Here is a 15,082-nt window from a genome sequence, read left to right on the forward strand (position 1 = left end):
ATCAGTCGGCCAGTTCCAGAATGCGTACGACCAGTTGAGAAAAGGTCAGTCCCGCCTGCTTTGCTGCCATCGGCACTAAGCTGTGGCTGGTCATGCCCGGGGAAGTATTGGCTTCCAGCAACTGAAAGCGGCCTTCACCATCGGTCATCACATCGACACGACCCCAACCCTGACATCCCAGCGCCTGCCAGGCAGACCACACCAGCTGTTGTAATTCTGCTTCACGCTCTGCACTCAGCCCTGCGGGACAGAAGTACTGAGTATCGTCAGAAATGTATTTAGCTTCATAGTCATAAAACTCGCTGGCAGTCTTTATTTTTATCGCTGGCAGAATCTGATCGCCCAGAATGCCCACGGTATATTCTTCACCACTCAGAAACGCCTCGATAAGTACGTTATCGTCGTGACGAAATGCCTCTTCCAGCGCGGCCAGCAGATCACCCTGCTGATTAACCCGGCTGATGCCAACGCTGGATCCTTCACTGCTCGGTTTAACAAACAGAGGGAAGCCCAGTGCGGCAATCGCCGCCTCTGTCGCGGCGTCCAGACCCGACTGCATCTGTGCACGGGTCATCCAGACAAACTTACCTGCCGGCAGTCCCCTGCCCTGCCACAGTAATTTGGTACGCAGCTTATCCATGGTCACCGCCGACGCCATGACCCCGCTGCCGGTATAAGGCAGTTGCAGGAATTCAAGCACGGCCTGAAGCGTGCCGTCTTCGCCACCGCGACCATGCAGCGCGATAAAGACTTTGTCGAAGCCCTGCGCTTTCAGATCCAGTACAGACTGCTCGCGTGTATCAATACCGTGCGCATCAATGCCCGCTTCACGTAAACCGGCCAGTACGGCAGCCCCGGACATCAGGGAGACCTCGCGTTCGGCTGAGGTGCCACCCATCAAAACAGCCACTTTAGACATGACGGCCCTCCACTTTGCGCTCTGGCTGCAGTTTGCATTCCGCCAGTTTACGCGCCACTTTCCCGACGTTGCCTGCGCCCTGAACCAGAATCAGATCGTTACCTGATAATAACGGCGCCAGCATCTCGACTAACGCATCATGCTCCGGCACCAGAATGGGGTCGACTTTACCGCGGTTGCGGATTGCACGACACAGCGCACGGCTGTCAGCACCCGGAATCGGCGTTTCGCCGGCGGCATACACATCCAGCATCAGTAAAACGTCGACCTGTGACAGCACGTTGGCAAAATCGTCAAACAGGTCGCGCGTGCGGGTATACCGGTGCGGCTGAAAGACCATCGCCAGTTTTTTATCCGGCCAGCCTGCGCGCGCCGCTTTAATGGTGGCATCCACTTCCGTTGGGTGATGGCCATAATCATCAACCAGCATAGCCGTGCCAGGCGTGCCGTTGACCGGTTCGGTAGCAAACTCGCCCAACTGATCGAAACGACGGCCGGTTCCCTGGAAGCTCTCCAGCGCCGCCAGAATCGCGCTGTCTTCAATGCCTTCTTCGCTGGCAACCGCAACCGCTGCCGCCGCATTCAACGCGTTATGCCGTCCCGGCGCATTCAGCGTGATCGCGAGTGGTGCCTTGTCCTGACGAATCAGGTTGAAATGCACCTGAGCGCCACGCTGTTCAAAATCTTCAATGCGGAAGTCCGCATCCTCGCTGAAACCATAGGTCGTAATCTGACGTCCTACACGCGGTAACAAGTCGCGAATCACCGCATCATCAACGCACATCACCGCACGGCCATAGAAGGGCAGGTTGTGCAGAAAATTGATAAACGTCTGCTTCAGGTTTTCGAAATCACCCTGATACGTGTCCATATGATCGGCTTCGATATTGGTCACGACGGCAACCATCGGCTGCAGATGCAGGAAGGACGCATCGCTCTCATCCGCCTCGGCGATCAGATAACGGCTGCTGCCCAGACGCGCATGCGTGCCCGCCGCTTTCACCAATCCACCGTTAACGAAGGTCGGATCCAGGCCACCTTCGGCATAAATGCTGGAGACCATCGCCGTTGTCGTAGTTTTGCCGTGCGTTCCGGCGATCGCAATGCCATGACGAAAGCGCATCAGTTCTGCCAGCATCTCAGCGCGACGAATCACCGGGATACGTTGCTCGCGTGCCGCAACCAGCTCAGGGTTATCCTGAGAAACCGCACTGGAGACCACGACGACACTGGCATCCGTCACGTTTTCCGGGCGGTGGTTGAAGTAAATCGTTGCGCCCAGATTGATCAGATTGTGGGTTACCGGGTTAGGCGCCAGATCAGAACCGCTAATATGGTAGCCTTCATTCGCTAACACTTCGGCAATACCGCCCATGCCAGCACCGCCGATGCCGACAAAGTGAATGTGCCGGACGCGACGCATCTCGGGCACGATTGAACGCAGTTTTGCCAGTTGTTGTGTATTCATTACGCTTTCTTATACCTACTCATTCAGTTTGTGCTCAGGTTGTTGAGCACGGGCCAGCCAGGCTGACCTGATTCTTTAACGTGCGGCGCGAGCCACTTCCTGTGCAACCCGTTCGGTGGCATCAGGTACCGCTACCGCGTGGGCCTTTTCTGCCATCGCGAGTAATGTTGGACGGTCCCAGTGACGCAACGTTTCCGCTACCGCCTCCGCAGTAAACTGCGGCTGCTCAAAAATTTTGGCTGCCCCTGCGCCTTCAAGCGGCAGGGCATTCCAGTACTGCTGGCGATCTTTGTGCTGAAACGGCACGAAAATCGCCGGTAAGCCTGCGGCAGCGATTTCGCTTACCGTTAATGCGCCAGAGCGGCAAATCACCACGTCGGCCCAGGCATACGCAGCGGCCATGTCATCAATAAACTCGGTCACTTTATGCTGCGGCTGACCGGCTTGCTGATAGGCCTGTTGGACTTCCTGCAAGGCGCCCTTACCCGTCTGATGCCAGAGGGTAATGGTCTCGCCCAGCCTGGCGGCAATCTGAGGCAACGTCTGGTTCAGAATGCGCGCGCCCTGACTGCCCCCGATAACCAGAATACGAATCGGTCCACTGCGGCCAGCCAGCCGTTGCGCCGGTGACGGCAGCGCCAGCACATCGGTACGCACCGGATTACCCACAACGTCCGCGTGCGGAAAGGCACCCGGGAAGGCCTGCATGACCTTGGTGGCAATTTTAGCCAGCCATTTATTGGTGAGCCCGGCAATACCGTTCTGCTCATGGAGTACCACTGGCACCCCGCAACTCCAGGCGGCCAGACCACCGGGCCCCGATACATAACCGCCCATGCCCAGCACCACATCGGGCTTCCAGGCTTTGATAATCTTGCGCGCCTGACGCCAGGCGTTGAAGATGCGTACCGGCGCTAACAACAGCGCTTTACTGCCTTTACCGCGTAATCCACTGATGCGGATAAAATCAATGTCGATACCGTGCTTCGGTACCAGGTCGGCTTCCATACGATCGGCCGTGCCTAACCAGCGCACCTGCCAGCCCTGCGCCTCGAGATGATGGGCCACAGCCAGCCCCGGGAAAACATGCCCACCGGTTCCTCCTGCCATGACCATCAATCGTTTACCGCTCATCGACCACCCCGGGTAAACGCCTGCGCTTTAGCCAGACGCGTTTCATAATCAATACGTAACAAAAATACGATGGCCGTCGACATAATGAGCAGGCTCGAGCCACCGTAACTAATCAGCGGTAATGTCAGACCTTTTGTCGGCAACATCCCCGCCGCCGCACCCACGTTGACCAGCGCCTGAAAGCTGAACCAGACGCCGATTGAGCAGGCCAGAAAGCCGGAGAAACGTTGGTCAAGTTCAAGTGCGCGGCGGCCAATCGACATGGCGCGAAAAGCCACGAAGAATACCATTAACAGGGCTAAAACCACACCGATGTAACCCAGTTCTTCTCCGATAATCGAGAAAATAAAGTCGGTATGTGCTTCCGGCAGGTATTCCAGTTTCTGTACCGAATTGCCCAGTCCCTGGCCCCAGAATTCGCCGCGGCCAAACGCCATCAGTGACTGAGTAAGCTGGTAGCCGCTGCCGAACGGATCTTCCCACGGATTCCAGAAAGAGGTCACACGGCGCATACGATAAGGCTCGGCGATGATTAACAACACCACCGCGAAGATGCCGGAACCGATAATCGCCAGGAACTGCCACAGCTTTGCCCCCGCAAGGAAGAGCATCGCGAGCGTCGTGACAAACAGCACCACCACTGTACCCAGATCGGGCTGAGCGAGCAGCAGCACCGCCAGCACGACCATCACCCCCATCGGCTTACAGAAGCCCCAGAAGTTATTGCGGACTTCCTCAACCTTACGCACCAGATAACTGGCGAGATAACAGAAGAGCGTGAGCTTAGACAGTTCCGCTGGCTGAATACGCAGTGGACCCAGTGCAATCCAGCGTGATGCCCCGTTTACGGAGCTTCCTACGACCAGCACAATCAACAGCATGACGACCGACGCCATCAACATCACGTTGCTGTAGCGTTGCCAGAAATCCATGGGTACGCGCAGCGTGACCAGCGCGATACCAAACGCCAGCGCAATATAGAACGCATCACGCTTGGCAAAGTAGAACGGATCGTCATTCAGACGCTGTCCCACCGGCATTGAAGCCGATGTGACCATCACAAACCCGATTGCAGCCAGCCCCAGGGTCAGCCAGAGCAAAGTCCGATCATAGAGCACCTGCGAGGTATCGTCGCTCTCACGCGCCCCCATCACCCAGTTACTCAGGCGACCTGACAGATAATTCACAATACCCGCTCCAGGAATACGCATCAGCTTAACTCCCTGGCCAGTTGCGCGAAGACATCGCCGCGCTGTTCAAAATTGCGGAACTGGTCAAGGCTGGCGCAGGCCGGGGAAAGCAGGACCATGTCGCCTGGCTGTACCTGTTTTGCAATCTGCGCCATTGCCTCCTGCAGCGTTTCGGTCCTGACCGCCACGTCAGGGCGGAGCGCAGCCAGTGCATCACCATCGCGCCCAAAGCAAAACAGCCGGATACGATCGCCCTGCAGATACGGTTGCAGTGGAGAGAAATCCGCAGATTTGCCATCGCCTCCCAGCAGTAACCAGAGCGTACCGTCAACCTGTAATCCCTTCAGAGCCGCTTCCGTACTGCCCACATTGGTTGCTTTTGAATCATTGATCCAGCGCACACCGCGGCTTTCATGAACCAGCTGGAAACGGTGCGCCAGACCTGAATAAGCCGCCAGTGCGGACAGACTGGTCGAGCGTGGCAGACCAACCGCATCGGCCAGCGCCAGCGCGGCGAGCGCATTGGTGTAGTTATGCTGTCCGACCAGCGTCATCTCGTCTGTGTTCAGGACTTTTTCGCCTTTCGCCCGCAGCCAGACACTGCCCTGCTGCTTGTTCAGGTGATAATCGCCGATATCAATACCGAAACTGACACAGCGTGCGTCGGCGCCGCGTACCGGCATGGTCATGCCATCGTCGGCATTCACCACGCAAACCTGAGCGTTCTCGTAAATCCGCAGTTTTGCCGCGCGATACTGCTGCATACCTAACGGATAGCGATCCATATGATCTTCGGTCACGTTCAGGATCGTGGCCGCTGCGGCCTTCAGGCTGTAGGTGGTTTCTAACTGGAAGCTGGAAAGCTCCAGAACATAGAGCTGAGCGGGGACTTTCAGCAGGCTCAGCGCGGGCAACCCAATATTACCGCCGACGCCTACCTGCCAACCGGCGGCTTTCGCCATTTCGCCAACTAACGTAGTGACCGTACTCTTTCCGTTTGAACCGGTGATCGCCACGATCGGTGCCTGTGCTTCCCGGCAAAACAGCTCAATGTCGCCGACGATTTCAATGCCCGCGTCTGCCGCTTCACACAATGCGGGATGGGCCAGGGCAATGCCGGGGCTGGCCACGATGAGATCCGCAGCCAGCAGCCAGTCGCGATTGAGACCGCCCACATAACGTTCCACCTGCTCAGGCAGTTTATCCAGCCCGGGCGGTGATACACGGGTATCCATCACGCGGGGCGTTACGCCCTGCGCTATAAAGAAATCAACACAGGACAGGCCGGTCAGGCCTAATCCAATGATGACGACTTTTCTCCCGCGGTAATCAGCCATGATTAACGTACCTTCAGCGTCGCCAGGCCAATCAGCACCAGCATGAGCGAAATAATCCAGAAGCGCACAATCACGCGCGGCTCTGGCCAGCCTTTCAGTTCGTAATGGTGATGGATCGGTGCCATGCGGAAAATACGCTGGCCACGCAGCTTGAACGATCCCACCTGCAGGATCACCGACAGCGTTTCAACCACAAACACGCCGCCCATAATCACTAATAAAAATTCCTGGCGCAGCAGGACAGCGATGGTACCGAGCGCGCCGCCCAGTGCCAGCGAGCCGACATCGCCCATAAAGACCTGAGCCGGATAAGTGTTAAACCAGAGGAAACCTAATCCAGCCCCAACAATCGCCGTACAGACGATAACCAGCTCACCTGCGTGACGCAGATAAGGAATGTGCAGGTAATCGGCGAACTTCACGTTACCGGTCGCCCAGGCGACCAGGGCGAAACCGGCCGCAACAAACACTGTCGGCATAATGGCCAGACCATCCAGCCCATCAGTCAGGTTGACGGCATTGCCGGTACCGACGATGACGAAATAGGCCAGCACAATGTAAAACAGGCCAAGCTGTGGCATCACATCTTTGAAAAACGGCACCACGAGTTCCGTCGCAGGCGTATCTTTACCGGCCAGATAGAGCGCAAAGGCGACACCGAGCGAAATCACCGACATCCAGAAGTATTTCCAGCGGGCAATCAGCCCCCTGGTATCCTTGCGAACCACTTTACGGTAATCATCAACAAAGCCAATGACGCCAAAGCCCACCAGCACCACCAGCACGCACCAGACGTAGGGATTAGAAGGATAAGCCCACATCAGCACCGACAACGTAATCGACGTCAGAATCATGATGCCGCCCATCGTCGGCGTTCCCCGCTTGCTGAAGTGCGATTCGGGACCATCATTACGGACAACCTGCCCGATCTGCAGCTTTTGCAGCCAGGCAATCAGACGCGGCCCCATCCACAGCGAAATAAACAGTGCGGTCAGCAGGCTGACAATGGCGCGAAACGTCAAATACGAAAAGACGTTAAAACCGGAATAAAATGCGACCAGATGCTCGGCCAGCCAAACTAACATGTTCCTTTCTCCTGTAAGCTCTGTACTACCTGCTCCATGGCGGCACTACGCGAACCTTTAATCAATACGGTCATTTCTTTGTGTTCGGACAGCAACTGGCGTAATCGTTCAGTCAGCGCCGTTTTATCGCTGAAATGTTCGCCAACTTCGCTACTTTCACTCATAAAGTGGCTGAACTTCCCGGTGCTTAATACCCGGTCAACGCCCGCAGCTTTGGCCGCCAGACCGACTTCGCGATGAAGTTGTTCACTTTCATCCCCTAATTCAGCCATATCGCCCACCACCATCACACGGTAGCCAGGCATTTCAGACAGCACCTGTGCCGCCGCAACCATCGATCCTACATTGGCGTTATAGCTGTCATCCAGGAGCAGTTGATGATCTGAGAGCCGGACAGGAAATAAGCGACCAGGAACGGACTGCAGGCTTTTCAGCCCGGTCTGCACCGCGCTAAGCGGTGCATCGACCGACAACGCAAGCGCCGCCGCCGCCAGAGCATTGGCGATATTGTGCCGACCGGGCAGAGGCAGAATAATGTCGATGTCACCACGGGGCGTATGCATGACAAAATGGGTGCCATCCTGGCGAATACGGATATCGCGCGCACCAAAGTCGCAGTCTGCGGCCTGCGGCGAGAAGCGCCATACCGTTTTACCGTGCAGGTTCTCCTGCCAGCGTGGCCAGTCATTGCTGTCAGCATTTAAAATCGCCGTTCCCTTTGCGGGCAGGCCGTAAAAAATTTCACCCTTCGCTTTTGCGACACCTTCAAGCGACCCGAAACCCTCAAGGTGCGCGGCAGCCAGATTATTGACCAGCGCCGCTTCCGGACGAACCAGGTCGGTGGTATAGGCGATTTCACCCTGATGATTAGCGCCAAGCTCAATCACGGCATACTGATGTTCTGGCGTGAGACGCAGCAGGGTCATGGGCACGCCAAAATCGTTATTCAGGTTACCGGCGGTATGCAGCGTTTCGCCGCACTGGCGTAAAATCGCTGCGGTCATTTCTTTCACTGACGTTTTACCGGATGAGCCGGTCAGCGCAACGACGCGGGCACTGACCTGCTGACGCACCCAGGACGCCAGCTTACCAAAGGCGATGCGCGTGTCTTTGACAACGACCTGCGGCACCGACACAGGTAAATGCTTACTTACCAGCAAGGCTTTCGCGCCCTTGGCAATCGCATCTTCGGCAAAGTCATGTGCATCGAAGCGCTCACCCACAATGGCAACAAACAGACTGTCTGCGGTGACCTTACGGGTGTCTGTCGTGACGGTGTTGAACGTCAAATCGTCGCCGTGCAGCGTACCGCTGGTGACCTGCGCTAAGGTGCGTAATGAAACCGGAATCATGCAATGCCTCCTAACAGCGTGGCGACCGTAGCACGATCGGAGTAGTCCAGCCGCTGATGACCAATAATTTGATAATCTTCGTGGCCTTTACCGGCGACTAACACAATGTCGTCGGGCTGAGCCTGCATAATAGTGCTGGTGACTGCCTGTGCACGGCCCGCGACAACGCGAGCGCGGCCCGGATCAAGGAGGCCGCTCAGAATGTCCTGCACAATCGCCGCAGGATCTTCGCTGCGCGGATTATCGTCAGTAATCACGACCACATCGGCAAACTGTTCCGCAATGGCACCCATAAGTGGGCGCTTACCTTTATCGCGATCGCCGCCACAGCCGAACAGGCACCATAGTTTACCTTTACAATGCAGGCGGGCGGCGGCCAGTGCTTTCTCTAATGCGTCGGGCGTGTGGGCATAATCCACCACGACAGTGGGTTTGCCCGGTGCGGTGAAGACTTCCATCCGTCCGGTAACCGGCTGCAGTTTTGCGGCAACGCGCAGTAAATCATCCAGTGCATAACCCAGCGCCAGCAGTGTGGCCAGCGCCAGCAACACGTTACTGACGTTAAAAGCCCCCATCAGACGACTGTCCAGTTCGCCATCGCCCCAACTGGAGCGGAAACGAATGTGGGCACCATTGTCGTGATAGTTCACCTCGGTTGCGCGAAGCCAGCGACCGTGGCAGCCAGGCTGCAGGTTATTTTCCATCGAGACAGCAACCGCATCAGGCAGGTTTGCCAGCCAGCGGCGTCCGACTTCATCGTCGGCATTCAGGATGGCCACGCCCACCTGATGTTCAGAGAAGAGCAGCCATTTAGCTGATTCGTACTGTTGCATATCGCCGTGATAATCCAGGTGATCGCGACTGAGGTTGGTAAAGACAGCGGCAGCGAACGGCAAGGCTGCGACACGATGCTGCACCAGACCGTGGGAGGAGATTTCCATGGCGGTCAGCGACGCGCCCTTGCTGGCCAGTTCATCCAGAGTATGCTGGACGTCCACAGCGGAGCCGGTGGTGTTTTCGGCAGGCACGAGCTGGCCGACCAGTCCATTTCCCACCGTCCCCATCACCGCGCTGGTTTCACCCAGCAGCTCAGCCCACTGGGCAAGCAACTGACTCGTGGTCGTTTTGCCATTAGTGCCGGTGATGCCAATCAGTTTTTGTCTTTCGCCCGGCTGTTGGTAAAAACGCCCCGCCAGAGCGGAAAGACGCTGGGGCAACTGTGCAAGATAGATAACCGGCACGCCGTGCATTTCGCGTATTTCACCATCGCTCGCTTCCCCTTCGGCTTCCGCAATCACGGCGGCCACACCCTGGGCAATGGCCTGAGGAATGAAGCGGCGTCCATCAACCTGATGGCCGGCGATAGCGACAAACAGATCACCCGCAGCCGCCACCCGACTGTTCAGCGTCATGTCACGCAACGGGCGCGCAGGTGCACCGGGCACCCACGGTCCGAGTAAGTCGCGCAGGTTACGATCTGTCACTTGTTTCCTCACTTCTGTTTGTCACCAACTCGTTCTTGTCATTGGTCGGCAGCGCATCCGGCTCGATGTTCATGGTGCGCAGTACGCCGCCCATGATGGCACCAAACACCGGTGCAGAAACCGCACCACCATAATATTTACCGGCCTGAGGATCGTTGATGACCACAACAAGCGCAAAACGAGGACGGCTGGCAGGTGCCACGCCTGCGGTATAGGCGATGTATTTGTTCACATAACGCCCGTCCGGTCCGACTTTTTTCGCCGTACCGGTTTTAATGGCGACGCGATAACCTTTAATGGCGGCTTTCACGCCGCCCCCGCCCGGCAATGCAACGCTTTCCATCATATGCACCACGGTTTTCACCAGAGCTTCAGGAAATACACGCTCACCGCCCACCGGCGGATCCACTTTGGTAATTGAGAGCGGGCGGGCGATACCAAAGCTGCCAATCGTTGCGTAGACTCGCGCTAACTGTAACGGCGTTACCATTAGCCCGTAGCCGAAAGAGAAGGTGGCCCTCTCTATGTCAGACCACCGTTGTTTTTTAGGGTATAAGCCACTGCTTTCCCCGACCAGCCCCAAATTGGTCGGTTTACCCAGACCAAAGCGCGAGTAAGTTTCTACCAGCGCTGAGGAGGGCATCGCTAACGCCAGTCGGGAAACACCGACGTTACTCGATTTCTGTAGTACGCCAGTCAGCGTGAGTTCGTTATAGCGCGCTACGTCTTTAATCTCATGACCATTTACGCGATACGGCACGGTGTTCAAAACGCTGTTCTCTTTCACCACGCCGCGTTGCAGCGCGGTCATCACCACCATCGGTTTTACCGTCGAGCCGGGTTCGAAAATGTCGGTGATGGCCCGGTTGCGCATCAGATCTTTTGGCGTGTCGCTGAGGTTATTGGGGTTATAGGCAGGGCTGTTCGCCATCGCCAGGACCTCACCGGTATTCACATCCACCAGAACCGCCGTTCCCGATTCGGCTTTGTTAAAGGCGACCGCATTATTCAGCTCACGGTACACCAGCGCCTGTAAACGCTCGTCAATACTCAGCGTGAGGTTATGTGCCGCACGACTGTCCACCGATGAAATGTCTTCGATAACGCGCCCATAGCGATCTTTACGCACGGTACGCTCGCCGGGCTCACCCGTCAGCCATTTGTCAAAGCTCTTTTCGATGCCTTCGATTCCCTGACCATCGATATTGGTGAAGCCAATCAGATGTGAGGTGACCTGTCCGGCAGGGTAATAACGGCGTGATTCTTCGCGCAGATGGATACCGGGCAGCTTGAGTTTTTTGACGTATTCACCAATGGCGGGATTGACCTGGCGGGCCAGATAGATGAACCGGCCTTTAGGATTGGCATTCACGCGGGCGGCCAGTTGATCAATGGGAACAGAAAGCGCATCTGAGAGCGCACGCCAGCGACTGTCGAGCGTGACACCGCCCGCATCATGCAGCTCTTTGGGATCGGCCCAGATGGCGTTAACCGGCACGCTGACCGCCAGCGGACGCCCGCCGCGGTCGCTGATCATCCCCCGCGAGGTGGGCACGGCCTGAACGCGCAGTGAACGTAAATCGCCCTCTTTAACCAGTTTGTCCGGATTAATCACCTGCAGCCAGGCCACGCGTGATAACAGCCCACCTAAGGCCAGTAAAATGCAACCGCATAACAACGCAAAACGCCAGCTTACAAAGCTGGCTTTATCTTCTGGTTTTTTTAACTTCAGCGTTCTTTTTACGCCGCTCATTAGCAGTAACAGGTCCTTATTTTTGCACCACGATGTTTTCCTGCGAAGGATCAACGTGCTGCATCTGCAGCTTCTCGGTGGCGATCCGCTCAACGCGGCTGTGATCGCCAAGGGCATTCTCTTCGAGAATTAAGTTGCGCCACTCAATGTCCAGCGCATCACGCTCAAGCACCAGTTGCTCTCGCTGGGCAGTCAGCAAGCGTGTTTTGTGCGTCGTTGTCACGACCAGCACGGCAGAAACCAGCACAGCAATCAGCAACAGAAAAGGGAGTTTCCCTTTACGCATAATGTCGCCCGCGATGACAGCGGGTAAGCTGTGCCGTTCGTTGCCAATCATGCGTCAGTTCGCTCCGCAATTCGTAAAACGGAACTGCGCGCACGGGGATTCTCTTTCACCTCCGTGTCGCCAGGTACCATTTTGCCCAGCAGCTTCAACTGACGCCCACCCAGTGCATTCAGTTGCTGCTCGGTCATGGGTAAGCCATGAGGCACCTGCGGCCCGCGGCTCTGATCGCGCATAAACCGCTTCACCAACCGGTCTTCCAGCGAATGGAAGCTGATGACAGACAAACGCCCTTGCGGAGCCAGCACATCGACTGCACCTTTTAATGCGGTGTCGATCTCTTCCAGTTCGCTGTTGATCCAGATGCGAATGGCCTGGAAACTACGGGTCGCCGGGTGTTTGAACTTGTCTTTAACCGGTGTTGCTGCGGCAATCACCTCTGCCAGCTCTTTCGTGCGCGTCATCGGTTGATCCCGGTTGCGTTCCACAATCGCCCGCGCAATCCGCTTCGCAAATCGTTCTTCACCATAGGTTTTCAGCACAAAGGCGATATCGGCCTCTTCTGCCTGCATCAACCATTCGGCGGCAGAGTGGCCGCGCGTGGGATCCATGCGCATATCCAGCGGCCCGTCGCGCATAAATGAAAACCCGCGTTCGGCATCATCCAACTGCGGGGATGACACGCCCAGATCCAGTAATATGCCGTCAATCTGACCTGCCAGTTCACGCTCTGCCACATACTCCGCCAGCGCGGAAAAGGGGCCATGAACAATGGAAAAACGCGGATCCTTTATTTCAGCGGCCGCGGCGATAGCTTGCGGATCACGGTCAATGGCGATGAGCTTTCCGTTGGCGCCAAGCTGCGCCAGAATCAAGCGTGAGTGACCGCCACGACCAAAGGTGCCGTCAATATAGATTCCGTCTTCCTTGATGTTGAGGCCATTCACTGCCTCATCCAACAGCACGGTGGTGTGTTTATAATTTTCCTGCATAGCTATAGCGATAAATCCTGCAACCGCTCAGATAAAGGCGACTGAGCTGACTGTTCTGCGTCAATATCATCCCTGACTTGTTGATACCAGGTCTGTTCATCCCACAGTTCAAACTTGTTGAACTGCCCAACCAGCATCACTTCTTTGCTTAAATTTGCATGCTGGCGAAGGGTATTCGCCAGCAATAAGCGGCCCGCATTATCCATCTGACACTCACTGGCATGTCCCAACAGTAAACGCTGCACGCGGCGCTCCATCGGATTCATGCTGGACAGACTCGCCAGTTTTTTCTCAATGATTTCCCATGCGGGTAAGGTGTAAAGCAACAGGCATGGCTGATGGAGGTCGATGGTACAAACCATCTGCCCCTGCGATTCCTCGTTCAGCAAATTACGGTAACGGGTTGGTACCGCCAGTCGTCCTTTGCTGTCGAGATTGACTAACGTTGCTCCACGGAACATGTCAGTCTCACCCCTCAGTTACCCATTTGCACCACTTTATCCCACTTTTTACCACAAAACGAGTTTAAGGATCGTAGGAAATCATTGTCAAGCCGGAGCGGCAGTAGAATATGATTATTTACCGAGGCGGGAATTAACACTGAAAAGGTTTCAAAACGCCGGAAGATGATTAATCAAAATTAAACTAATGAATAATTGAATAAAAAATTCAGCTCTGAAAAAAAACGGCGAAAATTAACACGTTTATTACGGTTGAATAATCCGATGCCGTTTTGAGACAGGGGACGCATTTTAGGGGATTTCTTAACGGAAGCCTAGCCACTCGCCTGATGTTAAGGGGCTAAACCAGCGTTAAGTTGTAAGTAAACAAGAATGGTCTGTTAACTTAATTTGTTAGAATGAATGTTAAACGCTTACGCTTTTTTACTTTGGATAAGAAAGAGTTTAAAAACAGCATTTAAACATCGGGGCAGACAAATCGCTGCCCGTATTATTAATTAGAAATTCTGCTTAATTGTCCGCGACGTAATAAATTGCGGCGAATACGCGTTAATCCAGGCTTGGGTTTACGCGGTTCATCGAGAGACGCTAATACTAATTCCAGTACCCGTTCGGCTACATCACGATGACGCTGGCCTACCGATAACACCGGGCACTCCAGGAAGTCCAGCAGTTCATGATCGCCAAAGGTGGCGATCGCCAGATTGGACGGCAGGCGGCCGTTACGCTTCAGGGTCACATCCATCACGCCCTGTAACAGGCCGAATGACGTGGTGAACAGCGCGTCTGGCATTGAGTGATCCTGCAAATACTTTTCGAACACGGCGGCCGACGCCGTGCGCTCAAAACTATTGCAATAGAGGAAGTCGATGGGACGCTCATCCCCTTTCCAGGCTTCTCTGAATCCCAGTTCACGCAGAAAGCTGACCGATAATTCTGGTAACGCGCCCATGAACAGAACGTTGCTGACCTTAAGCTGACGCAGTTCAGCCGCCAGGGCATAAGCATCGTCCTGGTCAGCACCGACCACGCTGGTAAAGTGTTCACGATCCAGCGCGCGGTCCAGTGCGATGATGGGCAGGGGATTGTTAATCCAGCGCTGATAAAAAGGATGCTCAGGAGGAAGTGAAGTGGATACGATAATGGCATCCACCTGGCGTTGCAGCAGATGCTCAATACAGCGCATTTCATTGTCAGGCTGATCTTCAGAACAGGCGATCAATAACTGGTAGCCACGCTGGCGGGCCTGACGCTCAAGATAGTTAGCAATACGTGTATAACTGGTGTTTTCCAGATCGGGAATCACCAGACCGATCGAGCGCGTGCGCCCGGCGCGCAGCCCTGCAGCCACAGCATTAGGATGATAGTTATGCTCGCGGACCACCGCCATGACTTTCTCGACGGTTTTATCGCTGACACGATACTGCCGTGCCTTTCCATTAATGACGTAACTGGCCGTGGTGCGCGATACACCCGCCAGGCGCGCAATTTCATCCAGTTTCACTGTAACCCCACCGTTAAGCGGGTCTGATAACCCGCAGATAAGCTATGGACATTCTTTTATCACATCTAACAGCAGAAAAGTGCGCGGAGCAACCGCTTTTCTGATGGTGAACCTTGTTCT

Annotated in this window: 13 protein-coding genes; all 13 read right to left on the bottom strand. The window is 55.5% G+C overall.

Annotated elements, in window-relative coordinates; genetic code table 11:
* Position 1 precedes the first annotated feature (1 nt).
* The 13 genes from RAC65_RS10925 to cra all read right to left on the bottom strand — a co-directional run bounded on the left by RAC65_RS10925 (position 2) and on the right by cra (position 14,962).
* Positions 2 to 919 carry a D-alanine--D-alanine ligase gene (locus RAC65_RS10925; RefSeq protein ID WP_375096694.1) on the bottom strand — a complete coding sequence of 306 codons (918 nt, stop codon included), beginning with the start codon at positions 917 to 919 and terminating at the stop codon, positions 2 to 4.
* On the bottom strand, positions 912 to 2,387 hold the full coding sequence (gene murC, locus RAC65_RS10930) for a UDP-N-acetylmuramate--L-alanine ligase (protein ID WP_110267850.1): 1,476 nt from the start codon (positions 2,385 to 2,387) through the stop codon (positions 912 to 914). The genes RAC65_RS10925 and murC overlap by 8 nt, the downstream gene beginning before the upstream one ends.
* A gap of 75 nt (positions 2,388 to 2,462) precedes the next feature.
* On the bottom strand, positions 2,463 to 3,521 hold the full coding sequence (gene murG, locus RAC65_RS10935; protein ID WP_058702059.1) for an undecaprenyldiphospho-muramoylpentapeptide beta-N-acetylglucosaminyltransferase: 1,059 nt from the start codon (positions 3,519 to 3,521) through the stop codon (positions 2,463 to 2,465).
* Positions 3,518 to 4,732 (bottom strand): cell division protein FtsW, encoded by a 1,215-nt coding sequence (gene ftsW, locus RAC65_RS10940; protein ID WP_033740255.1) that lies wholly within the window; start codon positions 4,730 to 4,732, stop codon positions 3,518 to 3,520. The genes murG and ftsW overlap by 4 nt, the downstream gene beginning before the upstream one ends.
* Positions 4,732 to 6,048 (bottom strand): UDP-N-acetylmuramoyl-L-alanine--D-glutamate ligase, encoded by a 1,317-nt coding sequence (gene murD / locus RAC65_RS10945; RefSeq protein ID WP_058702060.1) that lies wholly within the window; start codon positions 6,046 to 6,048, stop codon positions 4,732 to 4,734. Before murD ends, ftsW begins: the two co-directional genes overlap by 1 nt.
* A gap of 2 nt (positions 6,049 to 6,050) precedes the next feature.
* Positions 6,051 to 7,133, bottom strand: coding sequence for a phospho-N-acetylmuramoyl-pentapeptide-transferase (mraY, locus tag RAC65_RS10950; protein ID WP_033740254.1), 1,083 nt, complete (start codon positions 7,131 to 7,133; stop codon positions 6,051 to 6,053).
* Positions 7,127 to 8,485, bottom strand: coding sequence for a UDP-N-acetylmuramoyl-tripeptide--D-alanyl-D-alanine ligase (gene murF, locus RAC65_RS10955; RefSeq protein WP_375096695.1), 1,359 nt, complete (start codon positions 8,483 to 8,485; stop codon positions 7,127 to 7,129). The genes mraY and murF overlap by 7 nt, the downstream gene beginning before the upstream one ends.
* Entirely contained in the window at positions 8,482 to 9,969 is a 1,488-nt protein-coding gene (murE, locus tag RAC65_RS10960; RefSeq protein ID WP_375096696.1) for a UDP-N-acetylmuramoyl-L-alanyl-D-glutamate--2,6-diaminopimelate ligase, read from the bottom strand. The genes murF and murE overlap by 4 nt, the downstream gene beginning before the upstream one ends.
* Positions 9,956 to 11,722, bottom strand: a complete 1,767-nt coding sequence (locus tag RAC65_RS10965) for a peptidoglycan glycosyltransferase FtsI (protein ID WP_006117671.1) — start codon at positions 11,720 to 11,722, stop codon at positions 9,956 to 9,958. Before RAC65_RS10965 ends, murE begins: the two co-directional genes overlap by 14 nt.
* Before the next feature lie 16 nt (positions 11,723 to 11,738).
* Positions 11,739 to 12,059 carry a cell division protein FtsL gene (gene ftsL / locus RAC65_RS10970; RefSeq protein ID WP_006117670.1) on the bottom strand — a complete coding sequence of 107 codons (321 nt, stop codon included), beginning with the start codon at positions 12,057 to 12,059 and terminating at the stop codon, positions 11,739 to 11,741.
* Complete coding sequence (gene rsmH, locus RAC65_RS10975; protein WP_054634505.1) at positions 12,056 to 12,997, bottom strand: 16S rRNA (cytosine(1402)-N(4))-methyltransferase RsmH; 942 nt, start codon at positions 12,995 to 12,997, stop codon at positions 12,056 to 12,058. The genes ftsL and rsmH overlap by 4 nt, the downstream gene beginning before the upstream one ends.
* A 2-nt stretch (positions 12,998 to 12,999) precedes the next feature.
* Complete coding sequence (gene mraZ, locus RAC65_RS10980; RefSeq protein ID WP_006117668.1) at positions 13,000 to 13,458, bottom strand: division/cell wall cluster transcriptional repressor MraZ; 459 nt, start codon at positions 13,456 to 13,458, stop codon at positions 13,000 to 13,002.
* A gap of 493 nt (positions 13,459 to 13,951) precedes the next feature.
* A complete protein-coding gene (gene cra / locus RAC65_RS10985; protein WP_006117666.1) occupies positions 13,952 to 14,962 on the bottom strand; it encodes a catabolite repressor/activator in 1,011 nt (336 codons plus the stop codon).
* Positions 14,963 to 15,082 lie beyond the last annotated feature (120 nt).

The sequence above is a fragment of the Pantoea sp. BS_8 genome (assembly GCF_041954965.1).
Classification (GTDB): Bacteria; Pseudomonadota; Gammaproteobacteria; order Enterobacterales; family Enterobacteriaceae; genus Pantoea; species Pantoea stewartii.

Bases quoted from the DNA above. Each gene is read 5' to 3' on its own strand.
- RAC65_RS10925 (WP_375096694.1), bottom strand. From the start codon at position 919: ATGTCTAAAGTGGCTGTTTTGATGGGTGGCACCTCAGCCGAACGCGAG.
- murC (WP_110267850.1), bottom strand. From the start codon at position 2,387: ATGAATACACAACAACTGGCAAAACTGCGTTCAATCGTGCCCGAGATG.
- murG (WP_058702059.1), bottom strand. From the start codon at position 3,521: ATGAGCGGTAAACGATTGATGGTCATGGCAGGAGGAACCGGTGGGCAT.
- ftsW (WP_033740255.1), bottom strand. From the start codon at position 4,732: ATGCGTATTCCTGGAGCGGGTATTGTGAATTATCTGTCAGGTCGCCTG.
- murD (WP_058702060.1), bottom strand. From the start codon at position 6,048: ATGGCTGATTACCGCGGGAGAAAAGTCGTCATCATTGGATTAGGCCTG.
- mraY (WP_033740254.1), bottom strand. From the start codon at position 7,133: ATGTTAGTTTGGCTGGCCGAGCATCTGGTCGCATTTTATTCCGGTTTT.
- murF (WP_375096695.1), bottom strand. From the start codon at position 8,485: ATGATTCCGGTTTCATTACGCACCTTAGCGCAGGTCACCAGCGGTACG.
- RAC65_RS10965 (WP_006117671.1), bottom strand. From the start codon at position 11,722: ATGAGCGGCGTAAAAAGAACGCTGAAGTTAAAAAAACCAGAAGATAAA.
- ftsL (WP_006117670.1), bottom strand. From the start codon at position 12,059: ATGATTGGCAACGAACGGCACAGCTTACCCGCTGTCATCGCGGGCGAC.
- rsmH (WP_054634505.1), bottom strand. From the start codon at position 12,997: ATGCAGGAAAATTATAAACACACCACCGTGCTGTTGGATGAGGCAGTG.
- mraZ (WP_006117668.1), bottom strand. From the start codon at position 13,458: ATGTTCCGTGGAGCAACGTTAGTCAATCTCGACAGCAAAGGACGACTG.